The 24,106-nt window shown below is 62.0% G+C and carries 21 protein-coding genes; 6 read left to right on the forward strand and 15 right to left on the reverse strand.

Translation table 11 applies throughout. From position 1 onward, the window contains the following. Positions 1-104 precede the first annotated feature (104 nt). From BLL36_RS06685 to BLL36_RS06695, 3 genes are all read right to left on the reverse strand, one after another. A complete protein-coding gene (locus BLL36_RS06685) occupies positions 105-2,534 on the reverse strand; it encodes a TonB-dependent receptor (RefSeq protein ID WP_076950685.1) in 2,430 nt (809 codons plus the stop codon). 91 nt (positions 2,535-2,625) lie between these two features. Continuing rightward, complete coding sequence (locus BLL36_RS06690) at positions 2,626-3,579, reverse strand: FecR domain-containing protein (protein ID WP_076950686.1); 954 nt, start codon at positions 3,577-3,579, stop codon at positions 2,626-2,628. Then, positions 3,576-4,073 (reverse strand): sigma-70 family RNA polymerase sigma factor, encoded by a 498-nt coding sequence (locus BLL36_RS06695; protein ID WP_076950687.1) that lies wholly within the window; start codon positions 4,071-4,073, stop codon positions 3,576-3,578. Before BLL36_RS06695 ends, BLL36_RS06690 begins: the two co-directional genes overlap by 4 nt. Positions 4,074-4,208: 135 nt before the next feature. On the opposite strand from BLL36_RS06695, the gene BLL36_RS06700 reads away from it, so the two are divergent. After that, positions 4,209-5,363: a DUF1624 domain-containing protein gene (locus BLL36_RS06700; RefSeq protein ID WP_076950688.1), complete on the forward strand. Its 1,155-nt coding sequence runs from the start codon at positions 4,209-4,211 to the stop codon at positions 5,361-5,363. A gap of 338 nt (positions 5,364-5,701) precedes the next feature. Here BLL36_RS06700 and metE read toward each other — a convergent pair whose 3' ends face one another. Beyond that, complete coding sequence (metE, locus tag BLL36_RS06705) at positions 5,702-7,990, reverse strand: 5-methyltetrahydropteroyltriglutamate--homocysteine S-methyltransferase (protein WP_076950689.1); 2,289 nt, start codon at positions 7,988-7,990, stop codon at positions 5,702-5,704. A 283-nt stretch (positions 7,991-8,273) separates the two neighbouring features. Here metE and BLL36_RS06710 point away from each other — a divergent pair, with 283 nt between their 5' ends. Further along, positions 8,274-8,744, forward strand: coding sequence for a GNAT family N-acetyltransferase (locus BLL36_RS06710; RefSeq protein WP_076950690.1), 471 nt, complete (start codon positions 8,274-8,276; stop codon positions 8,742-8,744). 110 nt (positions 8,745-8,854) lie between these two features. On the opposite strand, the gene BLL36_RS06715 is transcribed toward BLL36_RS06710, so the two are convergent. The 7 genes from BLL36_RS06715 to BLL36_RS06745 form a co-directional block, all read right to left on the reverse strand. Beyond that, positions 8,855-10,174: an OprD family porin gene (locus tag BLL36_RS06715; protein ID WP_076950691.1), complete on the reverse strand. Its 1,320-nt coding sequence runs from the start codon at positions 10,172-10,174 to the stop codon at positions 8,855-8,857. A 137-nt stretch (positions 10,175-10,311) separates the two neighbouring features. After that, entirely contained in the window at positions 10,312-11,145 is an 834-nt protein-coding gene (locus BLL36_RS06720; RefSeq protein ID WP_076950692.1) for a phosphodiesterase, read from the reverse strand. Positions 11,146-11,154: 9 nt separating this feature from the next. Further along, positions 11,155-12,186, reverse strand: a complete 1,032-nt coding sequence (locus BLL36_RS06725; RefSeq protein ID WP_076950693.1) for an ABC transporter ATP-binding protein — start codon at positions 12,184-12,186, stop codon at positions 11,155-11,157. Then, positions 12,183-12,977: an ABC transporter permease gene (locus BLL36_RS06730; RefSeq protein ID WP_076950694.1), complete on the reverse strand. Its 795-nt coding sequence runs from the start codon at positions 12,975-12,977 to the stop codon at positions 12,183-12,185. The genes BLL36_RS06725 and BLL36_RS06730 overlap by 4 nt, the downstream gene beginning before the upstream one ends. Beyond that, on the reverse strand, positions 12,974-13,792 hold the full coding sequence (locus BLL36_RS06735; RefSeq protein ID WP_076950695.1) for an ABC transporter permease: 819 nt from the start codon (positions 13,790-13,792) through the stop codon (positions 12,974-12,976). The genes BLL36_RS06730 and BLL36_RS06735 overlap by 4 nt, the downstream gene beginning before the upstream one ends. Continuing rightward, the gene (locus BLL36_RS06740; protein ID WP_076950696.1) at positions 13,793-14,797 is read right to left on the reverse strand and encodes an ABC transporter substrate-binding protein; all 1,005 of its coding nucleotides are present in this window, start codon (positions 14,795-14,797) and stop codon (positions 13,793-13,795) included. Further along, complete coding sequence (locus BLL36_RS06745) at positions 14,781-15,800, reverse strand: LacI family DNA-binding transcriptional regulator (RefSeq protein ID WP_076950697.1); 1,020 nt, start codon at positions 15,798-15,800, stop codon at positions 14,781-14,783. The genes BLL36_RS06740 and BLL36_RS06745 overlap by 17 nt, the downstream gene beginning before the upstream one ends. Before the next feature lie 354 nt (positions 15,801-16,154). On the opposite strand from BLL36_RS06745, the gene BLL36_RS06750 reads away from it, so the two are divergent. From BLL36_RS06750 to BLL36_RS06760, 3 genes are all read left to right on the forward strand, one after another. Next, entirely contained in the window at positions 16,155-17,252 is a 1,098-nt protein-coding gene (locus BLL36_RS06750; RefSeq protein ID WP_076950698.1) for a carboxynorspermidine decarboxylase, read from the forward strand. 28 nt (positions 17,253-17,280) lie between these two features. Then, complete coding sequence (locus tag BLL36_RS06755; RefSeq protein WP_076950699.1) at positions 17,281-18,525, forward strand: saccharopine dehydrogenase family protein; 1,245 nt, start codon at positions 17,281-17,283, stop codon at positions 18,523-18,525. A gap of 545 nt (positions 18,526-19,070) precedes the next feature. Continuing rightward, positions 19,071-19,349, forward strand: coding sequence for a DUF6124 family protein (locus tag BLL36_RS06760; RefSeq protein ID WP_231998984.1), 279 nt, complete (start codon positions 19,071-19,073; stop codon positions 19,347-19,349). Positions 19,350-19,463: 114 nt separating this feature from the next. On the opposite strand, the gene glsB is transcribed toward BLL36_RS06760, so the two are convergent. Next, positions 19,464-20,372: a glutaminase B gene (gene glsB, locus BLL36_RS06765; protein ID WP_076950701.1), complete on the reverse strand. Its 909-nt coding sequence runs from the start codon at positions 20,370-20,372 to the stop codon at positions 19,464-19,466. A gap of 56 nt (positions 20,373-20,428) precedes the next feature. Continuing rightward, on the reverse strand, positions 20,429-20,773 hold the full coding sequence (locus BLL36_RS06770; RefSeq protein WP_076950702.1) for a hypothetical protein: 345 nt from the start codon (positions 20,771-20,773) through the stop codon (positions 20,429-20,431). A 91-nt stretch (positions 20,774-20,864) separates the two neighbouring features. On the opposite strand from BLL36_RS06770, the gene BLL36_RS06775 reads away from it, so the two are divergent. Continuing rightward, positions 20,865-21,203: a hypothetical protein gene (locus BLL36_RS06775; protein WP_076950703.1), complete on the forward strand. Its 339-nt coding sequence runs from the start codon at positions 20,865-20,867 to the stop codon at positions 21,201-21,203. Between the two features lie 329 nt (positions 21,204-21,532). On the opposite strand, the gene BLL36_RS06780 is transcribed toward BLL36_RS06775, so the two are convergent. Next, complete coding sequence (locus tag BLL36_RS06780; protein WP_076950704.1) at positions 21,533-22,858, reverse strand: LLM class flavin-dependent oxidoreductase; 1,326 nt, start codon at positions 22,856-22,858, stop codon at positions 21,533-21,535. Then, entirely contained in the window at positions 22,855-23,793 is a 939-nt protein-coding gene (locus tag BLL36_RS06785; protein ID WP_076950705.1) for an aliphatic sulfonate ABC transporter substrate-binding protein, read from the reverse strand. Before BLL36_RS06785 ends, BLL36_RS06780 begins: the two co-directional genes overlap by 4 nt. Positions 23,794-24,106: the final 313 nt, after the last annotated feature.

A 24,106-nucleotide genomic window follows, 5' to 3' on the forward strand; every position in this document is an offset into this window, starting at 1 on the left:
GGGAGCGGGCTTGCTCGCGAATGCGGTGTGTCAGATAACGACTTACTGACTGATACACCGCTTTCGCGAGCAAGCCCGCTCACATTTTTGGACGGCGTTGCGCTTTAGAAGTCCAGGGTGGCCGACAGTTTGACTGTACGCGGCTCACCCTGGGTCAGGTAGTTGTTGGCCGTCGACGCCGACGCCCAATACGCCTTGTTCGCCACGTTCTCCACGTTGGCGCGCAAGGTGATGTACTTGTCGTCAGCCTTGAAGCCATAGCGCGCGCCGAGGTCGACGCGGGTCCAGGCGGGGATGCTCAGTGTGTTGCTGGCGTTGACGTATTCGCCACCGGTGCGCAGCAGCCGCGCGTTGACGGCGGCGCCCTGCAGGCCGGGAACGTCCCAGTCGGCGCCGACGTTGTACTGGAAGCGCGGCACGCCGGCGGCGCGGTTGCCATCACTGAGACCGTTGGAGGTATTGTTCAACTCAGTGTTCATCCAGGTCGCACCGGCCAGCAGGCGCAGGCCGTCAAGCGGTTCGCCGAAGACGTTCAGCTCAACGCCCTTGTTGATTTGCTCACCGTCGACGCTGAAGGTGCTGGTGCCATTGGCATTGGTGTTGGTGGCGCTGCTCGGCTGCTCGATGCGGTAGACGCCCAAGGTCGCGCCAAAGGCATCCCAATCCAGCTTGACCCCCGCCTCCGTCTGTTTGCTGCGGTTAGGCGCAAACACCTCGCCGGGGTTGGTGACGTTGGTCAACGGCGCAGTCGGCCCCTGGGCCAGCCCTTCGATACGGTTGGCATAGAACGACACGTGCTGCCACGGCTTGACCACCAGGCCATACACTGGCGTGGTGATGGTCTCGGCATAGCTGGCATTGCGCACACCGGTGGTGGTGTTCCAGCCATCCACTTCGATGGTCTGGCGCCGCACGCCGAGTGTCAGCAACACGCGGTCATCGATAAAGCCCAGGGTGTCGGACACAGCGGCGCTTTTGATGCGGTTCTTGCCGACGATGCGCGGGTCATGGATATCGCTGCCGAAGTAAGTGACCGAAGGACGCGGAATCTGCACCGGGTTGTACAGATTGCCCGGCTGACGATTGGCCTGGGTGATCGCCTCGAACGCTGAACGCTGCTCTCCCCAGGTGCCGGACAAGCCGACGTTGACTTGGTGGGTCACCGGCCCGGTATTGAAGTGCCCGTTCAGGCCGGCCATGGCGCTCTTGTTATCTTCGTCATGGGGCGAGTACAAAAAGCCCACGCGGCCACTGCCATCGTTGCCCACATACAGCGACGAATACTGACCATTCTCCCGCGTATGCTTGGCACCGCCGCCCACGTAGGCGGTCCAGCTTTCATTCAAGTCGTACTCGGCATTGAACATGCCGTAGGTGTCTTCCAGCTCGGACCAGCTCCAGTCCTGAGCGTAGTTGTGCCTGGCCGATGGCGCCTGCGGCACCTTGCTGCCATTGGGATACACCACGGAACGGCCATTGTTGATGCGCTCTTTCTGGTAGCCGAAATCGGTGGACACGCGCAGGCGATCACCTCGGTAATCCAGGGCGACCGCCACCAGTTGCGAGCTTTTGAATTCGTCTTCGATGGCCGTGTCGCCGCCATGCCTGGCCAGGTTGACGCGCGCGCCGAAGCGGTTGTCTTCACCGAACCGCTGGCCCAGGTCGAGGTGGCCGCCGCGCTGGCCATCGGTGGTGGTGTCGAGGGTAATGCTGCGGGTTGGTGTGTCTTCGGCGCGCTTGGGCACCAGGTTGACGCTGCCGCCAATGCCGCTGCCCGCCGGCGACACACCGTTGACGAACGCATTGGGACCCTTGAACAATTCGACCCGCTCCAATGCTTCGGTGGTGATGATCTGCCGTGGCAGTACGCCGTACAGGCCGTTGAAGGCAATGTCATCGGTATTCAGCGGCAGCCCGCGAATGGTAAATACCTGGGAAAAATTGCCGAAGCCTGACGACTGGCGCACCGACGCGTCATTGAGCAGCACATCCCCCACGGTGCGCGCCTGCTGGTCAGCGATGGTCTTGGCGGTGTAGCTGACCACACTGAACGGCACGTCGTTGATCGAGCGATTGCCCAGCACGCCCAGACGCGCCGAACGCGCGACCTGGCCACCGGCATAGGTATCCGCCTGCGCGCCGCTGTCGCCGCTGATGGTGGTCGCACCCAGTTGCAGCGCATCGCCCGTTGCTTCGGGCACCAGGGTGTAACCGTTCGCACCGGTGCTTTGCAGCGTATAACCGCTGCCTTGCAGCAACTGCATGAAGCCCGACTGCGCAGTGAAGCTGCCCTGCAAACCGGCGCTTTGCTGACCGTTGAGCAGCGTGGAATCAAATGAAAGCGGCACGCCGGACATCGCCGCGAACTGCGCCAGCACATTGCCCAACGGCCCCGGCGCAATGCTGTAGCCGCGCGCCGCGCTGGCCGACCCCGTGTCCGCCGCCACGGCGCTGTGCAACGGTGCGATGGCCGCAAGGGCGATGGCCAGGCTCAAGGCCTTCAAAGGGCGGATGGGGTGCGGTGTGAAGGTCATGGGCATTCCTGTCGGCGCGGTGCGATGTTGAGGGTTCTTCCCTTACACCGGGCGACAACGAAAAAGGTATCAGCAACGGTCAAAAATAATCTCAGCGCGGCTCGAGGGTCACCCAGTAACCGGTCAAGCTGCTGACCTTGACCGGCAAGGTGTCCTGCAGCAGGCGCAGGCTGGCGTCGGTGTCGCGCAGGGGAAACGCCCCGGACACGGTCAGCCCGGCCACACTGGCGTGGCAACGCAGCATGCCGTGACGGTAACGCCCCAGCTCATCGAGCAGATCGGCCAGACGCATGTGCTGGGCCAGCAGCATGCCGTTTTCCCAAGTCGTCGCACTGATATCCAATGGCTGCACCGCTGCCATGGCATCGCTGCCAAATGCACTTTGTTCACCGGCCTTGAGCACCCGCCCACCGCCGGCGTGCTGCGGCACCATCTCCACCGCGCCCTCGAGCACCGCGACGCGGCTGCTCTGCTCGTCCACCCGTACGCTGAAATGTGTGCCCAGGGCGCGGGCGGTGCCGTGGCGGGTCTGCACGATAAACGGGCGATGGGTCGGTGCGGGGTCTTTGGCGGTGGTGACCATCACTTCGCCCTGCAACAGGTCGATGCGTCGCACCTGATCGGTGAAGGCAATATTCAGCGAGCTTGCGGTGTTGATCAGCAGGTGCGTGCCGTCGGGCAAGGTGACGTTGCGTTGCTCGCCCACTGCGGTGCGCTGGTCGGCGGTCCATGGCTGCCACGGTTTTTGCCGGTACGCCAGCCAGCTCGCCGGCCCCGCCAGCAGCAACAGCCCGAGCGCTTGCCGCCGGCCCAGGGATTTATTGCGGCCGATGCGCTTGAGGGTATCGCCGGCAATCGCGGCCGGCACGCTGTCGAAATCCTCCAGGATCGCCTGCGCGCGTTGCCAGGCCAGGGCGTGCTGGGCGCTGCGGCCCTGCCATTGGGCGATGGCGCGGCGGTCGTCGTCGGTGGCGCTGCCGGATTGCAGCTGCACCATCCAATCGGCGGCTTCGCCGAGAATCTGCGGGTCGATGGAGGGGCTCATGCCACGCTCAGGCACGCAAGGAATGCGTCGCGCATGTAGCGTTTGACCGAGACCAGCGACACCGCGAGCTCATCGGCGATCTGTTGGTAGGTGAGGCCATCGATCTGCGACATCAGAAAGGCTTGGCGGGTTTTCGCCGGCAAGTCGCGCAGCATGGCTTCGATGCGGTACAGCGCTTCGAGGATCAGCCAGCGGGTTTCCGGCGACGGAACCTCCTGCTCGGGCAGGTGCGCGATGGTCTCCAGGTAGGCGCGCTCGACTTCCTGGCGGCGCCAGCTGTCGATCATCAAGCCCTTGGCGATATGGGTAAGCAACGCGCGCGGCTCGCTGCCGAAACCGGCGCCGTTCTGGCGGGTGAGCAAGCGCATGAACGTATCGTGGGCCAGGTCGGCCGCATCGCTGGCATTGCCCAACTTGCGGTCGAGCCAGCGGTACAACCACCCGTGGTGTTCGCAGTACAAATCCTGGATAGGCCGATTGAGGGAGGACGACATGCAAATCACCGGCGCGGTGGCCAAGGAGTAATTAAGAATTGATCGCATTCTAATCCGAGCAACGAATCGCGGCAACGCGCAAATTAATGTTATAGGATAACGCCCCACTTCCACCCTGCCCTGCGAATCTCGCCCATGACTGACGCTGTTCCCTTGCGCCAACGCCTGCTTTCCATCGACGCCCTGCGCGGCCTGGTGATCCTGTTCATGCTGCTGGACCACGTGCGCGAAACCTTCCTGCTGCACCGCCAGGTCAGCGACCCGATGAACATCGACAGCACCGAGCCGGCGCTGTTTATCAGCCGTACCCTGGCCCACCTGTGCGCGCCGGTGTTTGTGTTGCTCACCGGTTTGTCGGCCTGGCTGTACGGCCAGAAATACCAGGGCCGGCGCGATGTGTCGGCGTTCCTGTTCAAGCGCGGGTTGTTCCTGGTGGTGCTGGAATTTACCCTGGTCAACTTCGCCTGGACCTTCCAGTTGCCGCCCAGCGTGATCTACATGCAGGTGATCTGGGCGATCGGCGTGAGCATGATCGCCCTCGCCGCGCTGGTGTGGCTGCCGCGTCCGCTGTTGATCGGCGTGGCGCTGGTGATCATTGGCGGGCATAACCTGCTGGATGGGCTGCATGTGGGCGCGGGGTCGGCGTTGCAGGTGCCGTGGTCGATCCTGCATGAGCGCAGTTGGATCGAGGTGGGCGACGCCCTGCGCCTGCGCGTGACCTACCCGGTGTTGCCGTGGATCGGCGTGATTGCCCTGGGTTACGGCCTCGGTCCGTGGTTCGCCAATAGCCTGGAACCGGCGTTGCGCCAGCGTTACCTGTTGCTCGGTGGCGTGGGCGCGTTGGTGGGGTTTGTGCTGTTGCGGGCGGTCAACGGGTATGGCGAGAAACCCTGGCAAGCGTATGACAACGGCGCGCAAACTTGGATGAGCTTTTTTAACGTGACCAAGTACCCGCCTTCGCTGTTGTTCCTGGCGTTGACCTTGGGGATTGGCTTGCTGCTGTTGCTGGCGTTTGAACGGGCCGGGCACAAGCGCTGGATAGGCATCTTGGCCACGTTCGGCGCAGCGCCGATGTTCTTTTACCTGCTGCATTTGTATGTGCTGAAAATGCTCTACGTCGCCTGTGTGGCGCTATTTGGCCTCAATCACGGCAACTATTTCGGCTTCGACAACATCGGTGCCATTTGGCTGGTGTCGCTGTTGTTGCCCTTGGCGCTTTACCTGCCAGTGCGCTGGTTTGCCGGCCTCAAGGCGCGGCGTCGCGACCTGGCCTGGCTCAAATACCTGTAGAAACCGGGTAGCTGTTCTGTGGGAGCTGGCTTGCCTGCGATTGCCATAGGTATCTACACATCTTTGTAGTGAGCGGGCTTGCCCCGCGCTGGGTGGCGAAGCCGCCCCAATAAAGACACCGCCGAGTTCCAGATAGAACCGAGTCGCCTGGTTTGGGGCCGCTTCGCAGCCCAACGCGGGGCAAGCCCGCTCACTACAGAGAGATTTTTCAACCTTTGAAAGTTGTGTAGATGTCTATGCTGCGATTGCAGTGGGTCAGCTCCACATGTATTGGCTGACAGGCCGCTATCGCAGGCAAGCCAGCTCCCACAGGAACCCGTTCCTACATTTAGATTGCGTCAGGCCAGTTCGGCCCGCAGTTGCCGCGCTGCCGTCACCATGTGGATCAACGCCGCTTCCGTCTCCGGCCAACCCCGTGTCTTCAACCCGCAATCCGGGTTCACCCACAACCGCTCGGCCGGTATCCGCTTGGCCGCCTTGCGCAGCAGGTTGGCCATTTCCGAGGCCTGCGGCACACGCGGCGAGTGAATATCGTAGACCCCCGGCCCGATGTCATTCGGGTAAGCGAAGGCTTCAAACGCTTCAAGCAACTCCATGTCCGAACGTGACGTCTCGATAGTGATCACGTCGGCATCCATGGCCGCGATGGACTCGATCACATCGTTGAATTCGCTGTAGCACATGTGGGTGTGGATCTGGGTCTCATCCCGCACACCCGAGGCGCACAGGCGGAACACCTCGGTGGCCCAGTCGAGGTAGGGCTGCCACTGCGCCTGGCGCAACGGCAGGCCTTCGCGGAAGGCGGCTTCGTCGATCTGCACGATCTTGATGCCGGCGGCTTCCAGGTCCACCACTTCATCACGAATCGCCAGGGCGAGTTGACGGGCCTGCGCTTCACGGCTCACGTCTTCGCGGGGGAACGACCACATCAGCATCGTTACGGGGCCGGTCAGCATGCCTTTCATGACTTTATCGGTGAGGCCCTGGGCGTAGCGGATCCACTCCACCGTCATGGCTTTGGGGCGGCTCAGGTCGCCGAAGATCACCGCTGGTTTCACGCAACGCGAACCGTAACTCTGCACCCAACCGAAACGGGTGAACGCATAACCGTCCAACTGTTCGGCAAAGTACTCGACCATGTCATTGCGTTCGGCTTCGCCGTGCACCAGCACATCCAGGCCGAGGTTTTCCTGCACCTCAACGGCATGCTTGATCTCGCTGTGCATGGCTTCGACGTATTCGGCTTCGCTCAACTTGCCCGCTTTGTAGGACTGACGCGCCAGGCGGATCGTGGCGGTCTGCGGGAACGAACCGATGGTAGTGGTCGGAAACAACGGCAGGTTGAGGCCGGCACGTTGCTTTGCGATGCGTTGGGCAAACGGCGACTGGCGCTGGCTGTCCTTGGCAGTGATGGCCGCGACACGGGCCTGCACCGCAGGTTTGTGGATACGCGGCGAAGCGGCACGGGCCGTTTGCACGGCGCGGCTTTGCGCCAGGGCAGCGAGTACGTTTGGCGCTTGCGGCGCGTTGACCGCTTGCGCCAGCACGGCGACTTCAGCGCACTTCTGTACGGCAAATGCCAGCCAGCCTTCGAGCTCGGCATCCAGCGCGTCTTCACGACCCAGGTCCACCGGGCTGTGCAGCAAGGAACAGGATGGCGCCACCCACAGGCGGTCGCCCAGTTTCTCATGGGCATGCTGCAAGGTCGCCAGGGCGTTTTCCAGGTCGCAACGCCACACGTTACGGCCGTTGACCACGCCCAGGGACAGCACCTTATAGGCTGGCAGACGGTCGAGGATCGTGGGGTACTGGTCCGGCGCACGCACAAGATCGATGTGCAGGCCATCCACCGGCAGGTTGGCGGCCAGGCCCAGGTTCTCTTCCAGGCCGCCGAAATAGGTAGCCAGCAGCTTTTTCAGCGGGTCGCGCTGGATCTGGTTGTAGGCACGCTCAAAGGCGTTTTTCCAGTCTTGAGGCAGGTCCAGTACCAGGATGGGCTCGTCGATCTGCACCCACTCCACGCCCAGTTCCGCCAGGCGCTGGAAGATCTGGCCGTACAGCGGCAACAAGCGGTCAAGCAGGTCGAGCTTGTCGAAGTCGCCGCCCTTGGCCTTGCCCAGCCACAGGTAAGTCAGCGGGCCGATCACCACGGGCTTGACCGCGTGGCCCAGGTCACGGGCTTCCTGCACTTCTTCGAACAACTGATCCCAACCCAGGTGGAAGTGCTGGTCGGCGCGAAATTCAGGGACCAGGTAGTGGTAGTTGGTGTCGAACCACTTGGTCATTTCCTGGGCATGGGCACCGCCGCAGCCACCGTCGCTGACGCCACGGGCCATGCCGAACAGCGTGTGCAGGGTGGCCTTGCCATCGGCGGGACGGAAACGCTCCGGGATAACGCCGAACATTAATGAGTGGGTCAGCACCTGGTCGTACCAGGCAAAATCGCCGGCCGGCAGCAGCTCGATGCCAGCCTGTTTCTGCAGGTCCCAATGGGTCTTGCGCAATTCACGGCCAACGGCGCGCAGGCCGGCTTCGTCGAGCTCGCCCTTCCAGAACGCTTCCTGCGCCTTTTTCAGTTCACGATCGCGTCCGATGCGCGGGAATCCGAGGGAATGAGCGACTGCCATGACTTACAACTCCAATGTTGATATGAATGGAAGGCATTGTCGGCAGACGCACTTAATGAGACAAACTCATTCTATTCCAGATGATCACAAGATCCATTCATGTTGAATGTTGTAGTGAGCGGGCTTGCCCCGCGCTGGGCTGCGGAGCGGCCCCAAACCACGCGACCTGGTTCTATCTGGAGCACTGCGGTGTCTTTATTGGGGCGGCTTCGCCACCCAGCGCGGGGCAAGCCCGCTCACTACAAGTATCGGGTCAGCAGGTACAGACGGGAGAATTCCAATAATGGATGCAACGACTTGCGCAGACTTCTCGATACATAAACTGAGCGATCTGCCGGAACAGATCCGCGAATTGGAAGCGCAGGCCGTCGCCGAAGGGTTCAGGTTCGTCACGCGGCTGATCAAGGAATGGGAAGAGCGCTCCAATCAGTTTGATCAACCGGGTGAATGTCTGCTTGGTGTTTATTGTCGAGGGCAATTGATTGCAATCGGAGGGGTTTCCCGCGACCCCAACATGGGCCCGGCAGTCGGTCGGCTGAGGCGGATTTATGTTGCCCCGCCAATAAGGGGGCGTAAGGTCGGCAAGGCTCTGGTGCAAGCGCTCCTGGAATACGCCGCGCCGAGCTTTCAAGTTGTGCGATTGTCCACCGACACACCTGGGGCGGCAGCGTTTTACCGGTGCTGCGGTTTCATCCAGGTGAGCGAGGGTAATGCGACCCATGCAAAGTCACTGACGCCTTCAAATAAGAAGTGAATAAAGGAAAGGATGCAGGTGATAAACGACGACGGGCCAGCCTGCATACTGGGGTACCGCAGCGATTAAGCGGACCTCTGACAAGACTGAGGTCCGCCCCCATCAACGCCCTACATCAACGGAATCGAATAACTCACAAACACCCGGTTCTGATCCTGATCCCGCGCCACTTCACTGCGCGACATCCCGTTTCGCCAGCCAAACCCGACGTTCTTGAACGTGCCGCTCTGCACCACGTAGTCCAGGGAGATGTCCCGCTCCCATTCGCTGGCATCGTTGCCGCTGGCGGTGAGGATATGCTCGCCCTTGAGGTACATCACCGAGGCCTTCAAGCCCGGTACGCCCAACGACGCGAAGTCGTAGGCGTACTGGGCGAATGCGGTGCGCTCGCCCGCCTGGATGAAGGTCTGCACGGTGCGGTCGGTGTAGAGGTACAGGCTGGCACCGCCCTCGCCCTTGTTGGCCAGGCCACCCTGGTTGAGTTGGGCGAAGTTGCTGTCGTCGGAAACTTGCTGGTAGCCGGCGGTAATCGCGTGTGGGCCCAGGGAGTAGATGAACGCGGCGCTCCAGGTATTGTTGTCGATTTCACCGTTGCCGTTCTTGGTAAAACCACCGAGTTTGTAGCCTTCGGCACGGCCTGCGACCGTGCTGTTCTTGCCGTCGGATGTGGTCTTGAAGTAGCGCAGGTCAGTCTTCAGCGAGCCGTATTCGCCCAGCGGCAACACGTGGATCAACCCCGCGAAGTGCTGTTGGTAATAGTCTTCGAGGTTGGCGTAGTAGTACTGGACCATCAGGTCCTTGGTCAGTTGATAGTCGGCACCGGCGTAGGTGAATTTATTGCTTTCGCGGGTGCCGCCCGCCGCGGCCAGGCCGCTGCGATCACTGGAGCCGCGGCCGGTGGTGTGTTGCAGCTGGCCGCCGGTCAGGGTCAGGTTATCGATGTCTTTGCTGGTGACCTGCCCGCCTTCGAACGACTGCGGCAACAGGCGGCCGTCGTTGCTCACCAGGATCGGCAGGTTCGGGCGCAGATAACCGTAGCGCGCCTCGGTCTTGGCGAAACGGGCCTTGGCGGTAGCGCCGCCACGGGTCCAGTTGTCGGTGGCCTTGCCGTCGTCGTTGGGGATCATGGAACTGCCCACATGGCGGCCGGCGCCGCTGTCGAGGGTCAAGCCGAACATGCCGATGGCGTCGAGGCCAAAGCCCACAGTGCCGTCGGTGAATCCCGACTGGTAGTTGAGGATAAAGGCCTGGCCCCACTCTTCGGTTTTCGACGGTGCGGCCGCGCCGTCACGGTTGTCGTTGTTGAAATAGAAGTTACGCAGGCTCAAGTTGGCCTTGCTGTCGCTCAGGAAATCAGCCGAGGCCAAGGGGCTCAGGGCAATGCCCAGGCCGCCGGTCAACAGGCTCAATACATTCAATGTGGCTTTCATCAGGACGAACTCCGGCGCGGAATCCAGGTTCCGGGCGCAAAAAGTGGGCAACAGGAAGCACACGGCCAAACTCGGGTTGGCCGGTGCATTAACGAACGTTTAACGCCTTAGTTGAGCGAGTGAACCTCCGCAAACCTTCAGTCAATCAATCCCTGAGCGTCATAAAACGGATACGGCCCCGGGTACTCCCCGAACACGCCGTTGTGGCTGATCAAACCTTGTTGCGCTTCCCAGCGATGCAACAAATAGCCCGCCGGCTCCAGGTTGAAATGCGCGGGCGCCGCGTCTTGCAAATCCAGCACGATCTGGTGGGACGTGCCGGGGCAGACACAACTGAGGCTGCCGCCGAAACGGCGCTGCATTGGCCGGTGCAAATGCCCGCACAACAGGCGCTCCACTTGCGGATGGCGTGCCACCACCCGCTCCAGGCCGGCGGCGTTGATGAAGGGTTCGCGGTCCATATGGCCGATGCCGCTGATGAACGGCGGGTGATGCAGGATCAGCAAAGTCGGTGCCTGCGGGCGCAGCGCCAGTTGCTCATCGAGCCACTGCAATTGGCTGTCCAGCAACTGCCCGCCATGGCCGCCGGGGATGGTGGAGTCGAGGCCGATCAGGCGCAGCGGATGGGTGTCTACCACCCAGTCCAACGGGCCCTCTGCCGATAACGGCAAGTAGGCATGATCGCGGAACGCATCCAGCAATGGTCCGCGCGTGTCGTGGTTGCCGGGCACCAGGTAGCACGGCATCTGCAGCCGGGCCAATTCAGGGTGCAGCACGGCGTATTCATCGGCACGGCCGAAGTCCACGAGGTCGCCGCTGATCACCACGATGTCAGGCCGTGGGTGGCTGGCGTTCAGATGGTCGACGGCGCGGCGCAGCGCGCCCAGGGTGTCCACCACGCCATAAGTGAGGCGCTGGCCGGCTTTGAGGTGCAGGTCGCTGATCTGTGCGACGAGAAACGGACGATTCACAGTGGATTCTCACGCATTCAGGGTGAACAACATGTGCGGCGCAATCGCCAGAGCGATCGGCGCGCCGACGGCGTACAGCTGGTTGTCGCTGCTGTCGACCAGCAACGGTTGCGGGCCGCCCACGTCCACCAGCAAACGGCTTTGCGCGCCCTGGAAGAACTGCGCCAGCAGACGCCCGTGCAAGTGCCCTTCGCTCTCCATCACGCGCAGATGTTCGGGCCGGCAATACAGGGTGTCGGGCTGGTCGGTGCCATGCCACGGCAGTTCGCCGCCGCAGACTTTCAAGCCCTTGGGCGACGACCCGCTCACCACGAAGGCGTTGAGGTTGCCGACAAAGCCTGCGACGAAGGCGTTGGCCGGTTTCTGGTAGATATCCCGTGGGCTGGCCAGTTGCGCGATCCGCCCGTGTTCCATCACCAGGATGCGGTCGCCCAGGGCCATGGCTTCGCCCTGGTCGTGGGTGACGAACACCGAGGTGATGCCCAGGCCGCGCAACAGTTCGCTCAGCTCACTGCGCAGGCGTTCGCGCAGTTGCGCGTCGAGGGCCGCCAGGGGTTCGTCCAGCAGCAGCACTTTCGGGCGTGGCGCCAGGGCGCGGGCCAGGGCGACACGCTGGCGCTGGCCGCCGGAGAGCTCATGGATGCTGCGCTTGCCATGCTGCTGCAAGCCCACCAACTCCAGCAGCTCTTCGCAGCGCTTGTTGCGTTCCCGCGGCGCCATACCGCGAACCTTCAAGCCGTAGACAATGTTGCCGGCCACATCCAGGTTGGGAAACAGCGCGTAGTTCTGGAACACCATGCCCACATCGCGACGCTCGATGGGCAGGCGAGTCACGTCCTGATCACCGAAAAACACTTGGCCCAGATCCGGGCGTTCCAGGCCGGCGATCAGGCGCAAGGTGGTGGTTTTACCGCAGCCGGACGGGCCGAGGATCGCCAGGGTTTCGCCGCCTTCGACGGTCAAATTCAAGTCATGCACGGCCACGGTGCCGTCGGCGAACGCCTTGCGGCAGCCTTGCAGGCGGATAGTGATAGCGGTCATCGACGCTCTCCACGGGACAAACGGGCACTGATGGCCTGCAACGCGATCAACAGCGGCACGATCATCAGCAAGAAGATAAGGGTGTAGGCGCTGGCGATCTCCAACCGCGCCGAGGCGTAGCTGTCGGCCAGGCCCACCGGCAGGGTCTTGGTCATCGGCGTGTGGAGCATCCAGGTCAGGTTGAATTCACCCAGGCTCAGGGTAACCACCATCAACACGCCGGCCAGGATGCCCGCGCGGCAGTTAGGCACCACCACGCTGAAAAAGCGTTTGACGGGACCCGCGCCCAGGCTTGCCGCCGCCTCCTCCAGCACCGGCAGTTGCTGGCGCTGCATCACCGCCATCACCGGGCGCACCAGGAACGGCAAGGTGAACAGCACATGGCCAACCAGGATGAACAACCAACTGCTGCGAAAACTGCCGAACTGGCCGTACGTCAGCAGCAACGCCAACGCACTGGCCAGGCCCGGCATCGCCACCGGCAGCACCATCAACTCTTCGAAGGCGCGGCTGAAGCGGTTGTTCATGCGCACCAGGGCATAGGCCGCCGGTACGCCGATCACGCAGACGCACACCGCACAAGCCAGGGCCAGTTGCAGCGACAGCCACACGGTGGGCGAGTAGGCCTGCCACACCTGGATCAGCCAGTCGAAGGTCAAGCCGCTGGAAACGCCGACAAAGAAGTTGCGCGTCAGCCCGGCCAGCAGCGACAGCAGCACCGGCACCAACATGAAGGCGCACACCAGCAGGGTAAACAGCAGTTGCGGCACAAACAGCGATGAGCGCTTCACAGCACAGTCCCCGAATTTTTCACCAGACGCCGCGTGAGCAGCAGCACCGCCCAGGTCACCGCGCCAAGCACCACCGACAGCGCAGCGGCGACGGCAAAGTTGGCGTAATTGGTGAACACGTTGTAGATCGCCACCGGCGTGACATTGAGCCGCGTACCCAAGGTAAACGCCGTGCCAAAGGCGCCCATGGACGTGGCAAAACAGATCGATCCGCACGACGCCAGCGCCGGCGCCAGGCCCGGCACGATCACATCGCAGACCACGCGCCAGTGCCCTGCCCCCAGCGAATGCGCGGCCTCCTCCAGGCTGCGGTCGAGGCTTTCGCAGGCCGCCATCACCGTGAGAATCACCCGCGGAATCGAGAAGTACAGGTAGCCCACGAACAGCCCCGCCAGCGAATAGGCAAAAATCCAGCGCTCACCGGCCAATTGCAGGCCCAGCGCGGCAAACAAGCCCTGGCGCCCGGCGAGCAGGATCACCAGGAACCCCACCACCACACCGGGAAACGCCAGCGGAAACGTGAGCAATGCCACCAGCGCCGAGCGCCCGAAGAATTGCTGCCGGGCGAGGAACACGCCGCTGATGCCGCCAATCACCAGCGCGACCAGCGTCACCACCACCGCCAGGATCAGGGTTTGCCCCAGGCTGCCCAGGTACTGCGCGCTGCTGAGCACCTGCCAGTAGCCGCTGCCGGCGCTGTCGCGACTTTCGGCGCCAAGCAGCATCAGGTGCGCCAGCGGCAACAGCCAGAATGCGAGCAGCACCGCAAATGCCGGGGCCAGCGCCCAGGCGGCGTGTCTTGCCGATGTTGCCACTTACTTGACCTCGTTCAGGTAACGGGCGGCGAAGGCTTCCTGCACAGCGGCCATTTTTTGGTAGTCCACCACACCGGCGCGGGCGTAGTCGCTGTCGGGGAGGAACTGTGCGGCCACGTCCGCCGGCATTTTCATCGGCCGCACCGGGCGCAGGTAGGCCTTGGCCCAGAGTGCCTGGCCCTCGTCCGAGAGCACGAAGTCGAGGACCTTTTCCGCGTTGGCGCGGTGTGGCGCGTTGGCGACCAGGCTCATGACGTAGGGCACGCTGATGCTGCCTTCCTGGGGGATCACGAAGGCGACGTTGGCTTGGTCTTTGTAGCGGGCGCGGTAGGCGTTGAAGTCGTAGTCGACCAGGATCGGCAATTCACCGGACAGTACCCGTGCGTAGGCGGTCTGCTTGGGCACGATGGGGCTGTTTTTCGCAAGTTTCTGGAAGTAGTCGATGGCCGGGACGAAGTTGTCCAGGTCACCGCCCATGGCGCGGTTGATCGCCACTGCCGAGACGTAGCCGACGAAGGCGCTGGAGGGGTCGAGGTAACCGACCATGCCTTTGTACTCAGGCTTGAGCAGGTCGGCCCAGCTTTGCGGCACCGGCAAACCACCGAGCGCGTCGACGTTGACCATGATGCCCAACGTGCCGGAATGGATCGCGAACCAATGGCCGTCGGGGTCTTTCAAGCCGGCGGGGATCTGGTCCCAGGCCTTGGGTTTGTAGGTGTCGACCACGTCGGCTTTTTGCGCCTGCAGGCCGAAGGTCACGCCGTAGTAAACGACGTCGGCCACCGGTGCGGCTTTTTCCGCCACCAACTGCGCCAGGGACTGGCCAGAGTTCTTGTTGTCCAGCGGCACCTGCACGCCGGTGCTGGCGGCGATGGCCTTGAGCTGGGTGCCCCAGTCGGCCCAGTCCGGCGGGCAGTTGTAGCAAATCGCGGTGTCGGCGGCCTGGGCCAGGCTGGCCGCACCGCACAGCAGCACGGCTGCCAGGGTTTTACTGAGTGCGCGCATCAAGGATCTCCTCATGGGGCTGGGTACTTTCGCCTGGCCGGATATGGCAAGGCAGGCAATGGGACGTCGGGGCGTTGCCGGCGATTTGCGCCAGCAGTTGGTCGATCACGGTGCTGGCCAGCAGCGCGATGGGCTGCACCACGCTGCACAGGGTCGGGTGCATCTGGGTGCCGAGGCTGATGCCATCAAAACCCATCACTGACAGTTGCCCGGGTACGTTCCAGGCGTTGCGGCGCAGTTCGGCGATCAGGCTGATCGCCAGGAAGTCGTTGGAACACACCAGCGCGGTGGGCGCCTCGAGGCTCTGCAGAAACGGCGCGATGGCCGTGAATTCAGCCTGGGTGTGGGCCGGCATTTCGATCACCGGGCGGCTCTTAAGGCCGTATTCCTTCATGGCATCGCAATAGCCGGCGTAGCGCAGGCGGGCACGGTCCGATTGCAACGCGGGGCCGGCGACCATGCTGACCCGTCGGTGCCCGGCTTCGAGCAGGTAACGCGTGGCCAGGGCCATGCCTGCGCGGTTGTCGACCGACACGGCGCTGTAGTTGGGGTTGCTCGGCTGATGGTAGGCCAGCACGAAGGGCGTCTTCTCGGTGTTGAGGCTGCTGAGCACCGCGTTGCTTTCGGCATCGGTCACCGTCAGCACCAGACCGTCGACGCGCTGGCGCAGCAGTTCCTCCACCACCGTGCTTTCGCGCTCGCTGCTGTAATCGGTGGTGGCCAGCACCAGGCTGTAGCCGCGTAACCGCGCGGCGCGTTCCATGGCCTGGAACTGCTCGGCGAACACCGGGTTGAGCAGGTTGGGCACCACTACACCGATCAGCTGGGTGGTTTGCAGGCGCAACTGGCGGCCCAGCAGGTTCGGCCGAAAGCCCAACTCACGGGCGGCGGCGAACACCTGCTCACGGGTGACCGGGCGCACCTGTTCCGGGGAAGCAAAGGTGCGGGCGGCGGTGGCGCGGGATACGCCAGCCAGGCGTGCTACGTCTTTCAGGTCAGTCATTGTGGCTCGCTTGAGATCGATCTCATTGGCGAGGACAGTAGCGGGGGAATGTGGCAGGACGGTGGTGGGGAGATGACAGTTTGATGTCAGCGAAGCGGATGCACACCGATCAACCTGTGGGAGCTGGCTTGCCTGCGATGGCGGTATATCAGTCGGTTCTGCTGAGCCTGACCCACCGCTATCGCAGGCAAGCCAGCTCCCACAGTGGCCCGGTGTGTACCTTTAGAGAGTCACACTCCATCGCTATGCTTGAAAACCCGGCGCGCAAATTCCGCCCACTAACCTTTCGATCTGATCCAAGTGCGGGCACAATGCGTGTCCTTTTTTGGCAGGCACCGCCCCAGGCTCTCAAAAATGATCAAAACGCCGTACTACCTCATCGATAAACAGAAACTTCTGGTCAACATGCAGAAGATTGCTTACGTGCGCGAGCAGTCCGGCGCCAAGGCGTTGCTGGCGCTCAAGTGCTTTGCCACCTGGTCGGTGTTCGACCTGATGCAGCAATACATGGACGGCACCACCTCCTCGTCGCTGTATGAGTTGAAGCTCGGCCGCCAGAAGTTCGAAGGCGAAGCGCACGCCTACAGCGTGGCCTGGGCCGACGATGAAATCGAAGAGATGCTGGAGAACTGCGACAAGATCATCTTCAACTCCATCAGCCAACTGCAGCGCTTTGCCGAACGCAGCGAGGGCAAGACCCGCGGCCTGCGCGTCAACCCGCAGGTGAGCAGCTCCGACTACCTGCTGGCCGACCCGGCGCGCCCGTTCAGCCGCCTGGGCGAATGGGACCCGGTGAAGATCGAAGGCGTGATCGAGCAGATCTCCGGCTTCATGTTCCACAATAATTGCGAGAACGGCGACTTCAGCCTGTTCGACAAGATGCTCGGCACCATCGAAGAACGCTTCGGCACGCTGCTGCACAAGGTCAAGTGGGTCAGCCTCGGCGGCGGCATCCACTTCACCGGCGAAGGCTATGCGCTGGACGCGTTCTGCGCACGCTTGAAGGCGTTCTCCGAGAAGTACGGCGTGCAGGTGTACCTGGAACCGGGGGAAGCGGCGATCACCAATAGCGCTTCGCTGGAAGTCACCGTGCTCGACACCCTCTACAACGGCAAAAACCTCGCCGTGGTCGACAGCTCCATCGAAGCCCACCTGCTGGACCTGCTGATCTACCGCCTCAACGCCAAGCTGGCGCCGAGCGAGGGTGAGCACACCGTCATGGTGTGCGGCAAATCCTGCCTGGCCGGCGACATTTTCGGCGAGTATCAATTTGATCGTCCGCTGGCCATCGGCGATCGGCTGTCGTTCATCGACACCGCAGGCTACACCATGGTCAAGAAAAACTGGTTCAACGGCCTGAAAATGCCGTCCATCGTAGTGAAACAACTCGACGGTACAGTCGAAGTGGTTCGTGAATTTGGTTACGACGACTACCTGTCCAGCCTTTCGTAAGCTGGCGGATAAAGGAGAGATAAAGCAATTGAAAAAGAACGTTCTTATCATTGGTGCAGGAGGTGTCGCCAAGGTGGTGGCCCACAAGTGCGCGCAGCACAACGACGAACTCGGTCGTATTGCTATCGCGTCGCGCAACATCTCCAAATGCCAGGCCATCATCGACAGCGTCAAGGCCAAGGGTAGCCTCAAGGTGCCCGCCGACATCCAGGCCTTCGCGCTGAACGCCCTTGACGTGGAAGCGACCAAGGCGCTGATCCGCGAGACCGGCTCGCAGATCGTCATCAACGTGGGCTCCGCGTTCCTCAACATGTCGGTCCTGCGCGCCTGCATCGACACCGGCGTGGCGTACCTCGACACCGCCATCCACGAAGAGCCGGGCAAGGTCTGCGAGACCCCGCCGTGGTACGGCAACTACGAGTGGAACCACCTGGAAGAATGCAAACAGAAGAACATCACCGCCATCCTTGGCGTGGGCTTCGACCCGGGTGTCGTCAACGCGTATGCCGCGCTGGCGCAGCAACAGCATTTCGACCGCATTGAGTCGATCGACATTCTCGACGTCAATGCCGGCTCCCATGGCAAATACTTCGCCACCAATTTCGACCCGGAAATCAACTTCCGCGAATTCACCGGGCAGGTGTGGAGCTGGCAGAACAGCCAGTGGACCAGCAACACCATGTTCGAAGTCAAACGCACCGACGACCTACCGGTCGTGGGTTCGCAGAACCTCTACCTCACCGGTCACGATGAAGTGCACTCGCTGTCGAAAAACCTCGACGTGCCCAACGTGCGGTTCTGGATGAGCTTCGGCGAACACTACATCAACGTGTTCACCGTGCTGAAAAACCTCGGCCTGCTCTCCGAGAAGCCGGTCACCACCGCCGAAGGCCTGGAAGTGGTGCCGTTGAAAGTGGTCAAGGCCGTCCTGCCCGACCCGTCGTCGCTCGCCCCCGGCTACACCGGCAAGACCTGCATCGGCGACCTGGTCAAAGGCACCAAGGATGGCCAGCCGCGTGAGATGTTCATCTACAACGTGGCGGATCACGAAGACGCCTTCGCCGAGACCGACAGCCAGGGCATCTCCTACACTGCAGGCGTTCCTCCAGTGGCGGCTGCGCTGCTAGTGGCGCGTGGCGAATGGGATGTGAAACACATGGCCAACGTCGAGGAACTGCCGGCTGAGCCGTTCCTCAAGGCACTGGACGTGATGGGCTTGCCGACTCGGATCAAGGACGAGCACGGTGATCGGGCCTGGGATGCGAAGGCCTGATAGGCCTTAGCTGACCGAACAAAAGAATGCGCCCTCAGGGGCGCATTTTTTGTATGGGCTCACATAAATCCCAAAAAGAATGAAGATCAAAATGTGGGAGCTGGCTTGCCTGCGATAGCCGTAGGTATCTACACATTTTTGTAGTGAGCGGGCTTGTCCCGCGCTGGGCTGCGAAGCGGCCCCAAACCAGACGAATTGGATTTGCCTGAAACTGCGCGGTGTCTTTATTGGGGCGGCTTCGCCACCCAGCGCGGGACAAGCCCGCTCACTACAGGGAGATTTTTCAGCCTTTGAAAGTTGTGTAGATACCTATGCTGCGATAGCGGTGGGTCAGCTACACCATGTTTCACTGAAAGATCGCTATCGCAGGCAAGCCAGCTCCCACAGCGATGGCACTCCGCCCCAGACTCTCAGATATTTCCCACAACCGTTTCAGGTTGTCGCTCGGAACTTCGCTGACTAACCTCTCTGCCGTCGCTGCCCATTCAGTGACCGGGTTTGACCGTCCGAATTGTCGAGGAGCTTTCTAACTACAGGGTCTGACCATGATCAATGACACTACTCGCGTTACTACTGAATCCCCTTCCCATGAACTCGAAAATCTATCCCACGATCGACTTTTCACTGTGCGCGGTGATGTGGGTACGGAAACCTTGCTGGTCAACGCTTCCCAGGATCTTGCATCCATCATCGACATCGCGACTCACCTGGCCTTTGAAATCGATGGAGCCCAACGCAACGTAGCGCTGGGCATCTGTCGAATGCTCGAAGGCGTGCAACTGCTGGTGGACAAGGCGTTGGACACAGCCCACCCGGTGGTTTGAGAAACAGATAGTTCCCGCGTGAAACGTGGGAACTGTCCTAGCTTCTTTTAAATATTAGAGGTCGCAGCACACCCGGCTTGCGAACCAACATTTGCGTACTTCCCGTCCGAGACCTCAAAACACCGACCACCCAATCCGCTCACTCAACAACTCCAACGCCTTCATCCCCGCCAGCGAGTTCCCCGCCGCGTTCAATTCCGGCGACCACACGCACACCGTGAACTGCCCCGGCACCACCGCGACAATCCCGCCGCCGACGCCGCTCTTGCCCGGCAGGCCCACCCGGTAGGCAAAATTGCCCGCTTCGTCATACAGCCCGCTGGTGGCCATGATCGAGTTGACTTGCTTGGTCTGGCGCGCCGTCAATATCTGCTCGCCGCTGTGGGCGCTCGTGCCTTCGTTGGCGAGGAAGCTGAAGGCCTTGGCCAGGTCCATGCAGCTCATCTGCAGGGCGCAGTAGTTGAAGTAGCTGTGCAGCACCCCATCCACATCGTTGTGGAAGTTGCCGAAGGACTTCATCAGGTAAGCCATGGCCGCGTTACGCGCGCCGTGTTGGGCTTCGGAGTCGGCAACCACGCTGTTGACCAGGATCTGCGGGTTGCCCGACAGCCGCCGTACGAAGTCGCGCATCGACAGGATCGGCACGGCGAAGCGTGATTGGTTGATGTCGCAGATCACCAGCGCACCGGCGTTGATGAACGGATTGCGCGGGCGGCCGCGTTCGAATTCCAGTTGCACCAGGGAGTTGAATGGCTGCCCGGAAGGCTCATGGCCCAGGCGTTCCCAGATGGTTTCGCCGCCGTGGTCGATGGCCTGGACCAGGCTGAACACCTTGGAAATGCTCTGTACCGAGAACAGCGTATCGGCGTCGCCGGCGCGGTAGGCCGAGCCGTCGTTGCCATATACCGCGATGCCCAGCTGGTTGGCGGGTACATCGGCCAGCGCTGGGATGTAGTCGGCGACTTTGCCGAGGCCGATCAGTGGGCGCACTTCGTCGAGGATCGACTCGAGCAGCGCCTGCATGTCTTGTCCTGTCATTTGTCTTCGAATCAGTGGAAAGCGAGGGCGCGCAGGATACTTCAAAGGGCCCGGAACCCCCACACAATCTCCACCACTCGCTCGGCCACCACCAGGTAAACCAGGATCAACAACAACTGCAGCGCCAGGTGATAGCGCAACTTGGCCAGCCGGCGAATGCCGTCGCTCACATTCAGCAGCATCAATAGCGCCGACAGCACAATCAGCCCCCACCCTGCCACGCTGGACGCAAACACACCGATAAACAGGTCGCGCTCACCCAGCAGCGCATTGGTGCCAGCTGCAAACAGCAGCGCACACACCAGCAGGTTTTTCACGTTGTCGAAGACCTGGGTGCTCAGGTCATGCTCCAACAGGACCACGTATCGCTTCCATAATGTGCGCATGGGTCGGTACCGGATAGGGATCGCTCGTCAATCAAAGTAGTCCATATGCCCGTACACTGCACCGCTGCGCTAACTCCACGAGGACTTTTGCATGAAATTGATGATCGGCCTGGCCGCCCTGCTGCTGGTATCGGCGTGCTCCACTCACAACCCGCCCGCCCAGGACTCCGCCGCGTCCACGTGCCTGGCGGGCGGCGGGACCATGAAGCAAGTGGGCAAGTTGCAGAGCTGGAAGTGCATTACGCCGTACCGGGATGCGGGCAAGGCGTGCACCGATTCGAGCCAGTGTGAAGGCGAGTGCCAGACCAGCGTCACCACCCAATCCGGCAACGGCCCGGTGGCGGGCACATGTCAGGTGGACAACAGCCATTTCGGCTGCTCGGCGACGGTGGAGAAAGGCCAGCTGGGCCGGGCGATTTGTGTGGACTGAGGTTCATTACCGAGCACCTGTGGGAGCTGGCTTGCCTGCAATGAACATAAATTTTTGAGCACGCAGAAGCACCCTGTAGTGAGCGGGCTTGTCCCGCGCTGGGTGGCGAAGCCGCCCCAAACCGGGCGACCTGATTCTACCTGATGATCGGCGGTGTCTTTATTGGGGCCGCTTCGCAGCCCAGCGCGGGACAAGCCCGCTCACTACAAGAGATTCGTCAGCCTCTGAAAGTGTGTAGATACCCATGCTGCGCGGGCGGTGGTCAGCTTGCATCGTTGTTGGCTGACACTGCGTGATCGCAAGCAAGCCAGCGCCCACATTGACCGCGTTCAGCCTGGGAGATCGGCGAGCCCCAAATGCTCGCGCAGCGTCGACCCTTCATACGCCGTGCGGAACAACCCCTTGCGCTGCAAATGCGGAATCACGCTCTCGACAAATTCGGTGAACGAGCCCGGCAGATACCCCGGCGAAATCACAAACCCATCGCAACCACCCTGTTCGAACAGCTCGGCCAACTGGTCGGCCACCTGCGCCCCGGTGCCCACTAACTGCGGCACGCGTACGCTACTGGCGAAGATGCGCCCGAGTTGTTCCAGGGTGATTTCGGGGCCTTGCATCAGCAGTTTTTCCGCGGCAGCCGGGTGGATCAGCGGCGACTGGGCGACTTCAGCCAGCGTCGCCGACAGCGGGAATGGCGACAGGTCGACATTCAGCTGTGACGCCAGGGTCACCAGCCCCAATTCCGGTCGCGCCAGCGCGTTGTGCTGGTCACGCTTGGCACGGGCTTCGGCCTCGCTGCCGCCAATAAAGGGCATTACGGCGGTGAGCACTTTGCAGCTGTCGGCGTCGCGGCCTTGCTGCACCACCTGCGCGCGCACGTCATCGCGAAACGCGCGCATCGCCGCCAAGTGCGGGTGGATGGTAAAAATCGCCTCGGCCCAGCGCGCGCCGAAGCGGCGTCCACGCCCGGAAGAACCAGCCTGGATCAGCACCGGCCGGCCCTGGGGCGTGCGCGGAATATTCAGCGGGCCTTCGACCTTGAACCATTCCCCCTGGTGCTGCACCGAGTGGATCAACTCAGGGTCCGCCAGCACCCCGCTTTCACGATCCAGCTTCAGTGCGTCCTTGCCCCAACTGTTCCAGAGTTTGAGCGCGACTTCGACGAACTCATCGGCACGGTCGTAGCGCAGGTCGTGTTCAAGGTGCTTGTCCTTGCCGAACAAACGCCCTTCGCTGTCGTTCATCGAGGTGACGATATTCCACGCCGCGCGGCCTTTTGACAGGTGATCGAGGGTGGCGAATTCGCGGGCGATATGCGCCGGTTCGTAATAGGTGGTGGAACGGGTGGCGCCCAGGCCCAATTTGGTGGTCTTGCCGACCAGGTAGGAGAGGATCGGCAGCGGGTCCAGGCGCGTGGCGTCCTGGGCGCCGTAGCGCAGGGCAAACTCGCGGGAGCCGCCCATCTGGTCGCCCACGGCCAGGCGGTCGGCGAAGAACAGGAAATCGAACAGCCCCTCCTCTACCACCTTGGCCACCCGCGTGTAGTACTCGGGGTCGAGGTAATTGCCGACGGTTTCCGGGTGGCGCCACACCGCATGGCTGTGCACCACCGGACCACTCAACAGGAACGCGGATAAATGGATCTGGCGGCTCATGGTTTTGGCGTCCACAGGTTGATGTCGCTGGCCTTCAAGGGCTTGGGGATCAGCTTGGCGGTGTAATAGATGTCGGCGATACGCTGTTGCTCGGCGAGGTTTTCCAGCTTGACCGGGATGATGTCGTAGCTGCGGCGGCTATTGGCACGCTCCACCGTGGCCGGGGCGATATTGCCCCAGAGCGGGCCGAGGATTTCAGCCGCCTGCCGGGGATGGGCCTTCACCCATTGGCCGGTCTCGCGCAGGGTGTCGAAGGTGACCTGCAAGACATCCGGGTGGGCCTTGGCAAACTTGGTGGTTGCCAGATAGAAGCGGTTGTAATCCGCCAGGCCGTCCTTGCCGTCGGCGATCACACGCACATGGTGGTCCAGTTGCTGGCTGGCGAGGAACGGGTCCCAGATTACCCAGGCATCGACGCTGCCATTGGCGAAAGCCGCGCTGCCGTCCGGTGCTTCCAGGTAACGCGGGGTGATATCGGCCAGCGTCAGCCCGGCTTTTTTCAGCGCCGAGATCAGCAGGAAGTGGCTGCCCGACCCCTTGGACACGGCCACGGTCTTGCCCTTGAGGTCGGCGATGCTGCGGATCGGCGACTGATCCTGGACGATGATCGCCTGGGCGCCCGGCGATGAGTTTTCCTGGGCGTAATAGGTCAGCGGCGCGTCGGCGGCCTGGGTGAACAGGGCAAAGGCGTCGGCCACGTCCGCATGCAGGTCAACGCTGCCGGCGTTCAGCGAGCTGAGCAAGCCGGTGCTGAACTCGTGCCAGTTCACCGTGAAGCCCAGGGGTTTGAGACGTTGCTCCAACTGGCCATTTTGCTTGAGCAGGATCCACAAGGTGGAAGAACGTTGGTAGCTGATGTCCAGGGTTTGTTCGGCATGGGCCGCCGCCGTGGCAAGCAGCAAACTGGCGGCGACGATGAGTTTCTTGAAGGTCATGTAAGGCCTTGGCGTGAGAGGAATGGGGAACGCTGCATATGCCAAAAAAACCGCACGGGGCCTGGCAGGAAAGTCACTTCGATTATATTAACGATGGGTAATAATGAAAGAACCCTATAATTCTATGGTTATGCCCGATTCATCGGATGGCGAAGAAAGGCGCCTAAGCTCAGATCAAAACAGTATTTAACGAAGGGGTTTTAAGCACTTTAAGCTCAGCGCTATGCAGTTGAAGATCGAGCCCATCATGTCCCGTCGCCGTCCCCTCGCCGCAGGCTGGGATAAATCCGCTGGCTGACCCACCGCTTTCGCA

The organism is Pseudomonas cedrina subsp. cedrina (genome assembly GCF_001983175.1).
GTDB classification, from domain to species: domain Bacteria; phylum Pseudomonadota; class Gammaproteobacteria; order Pseudomonadales; family Pseudomonadaceae; genus Aquipseudomonas; species Aquipseudomonas cedrina.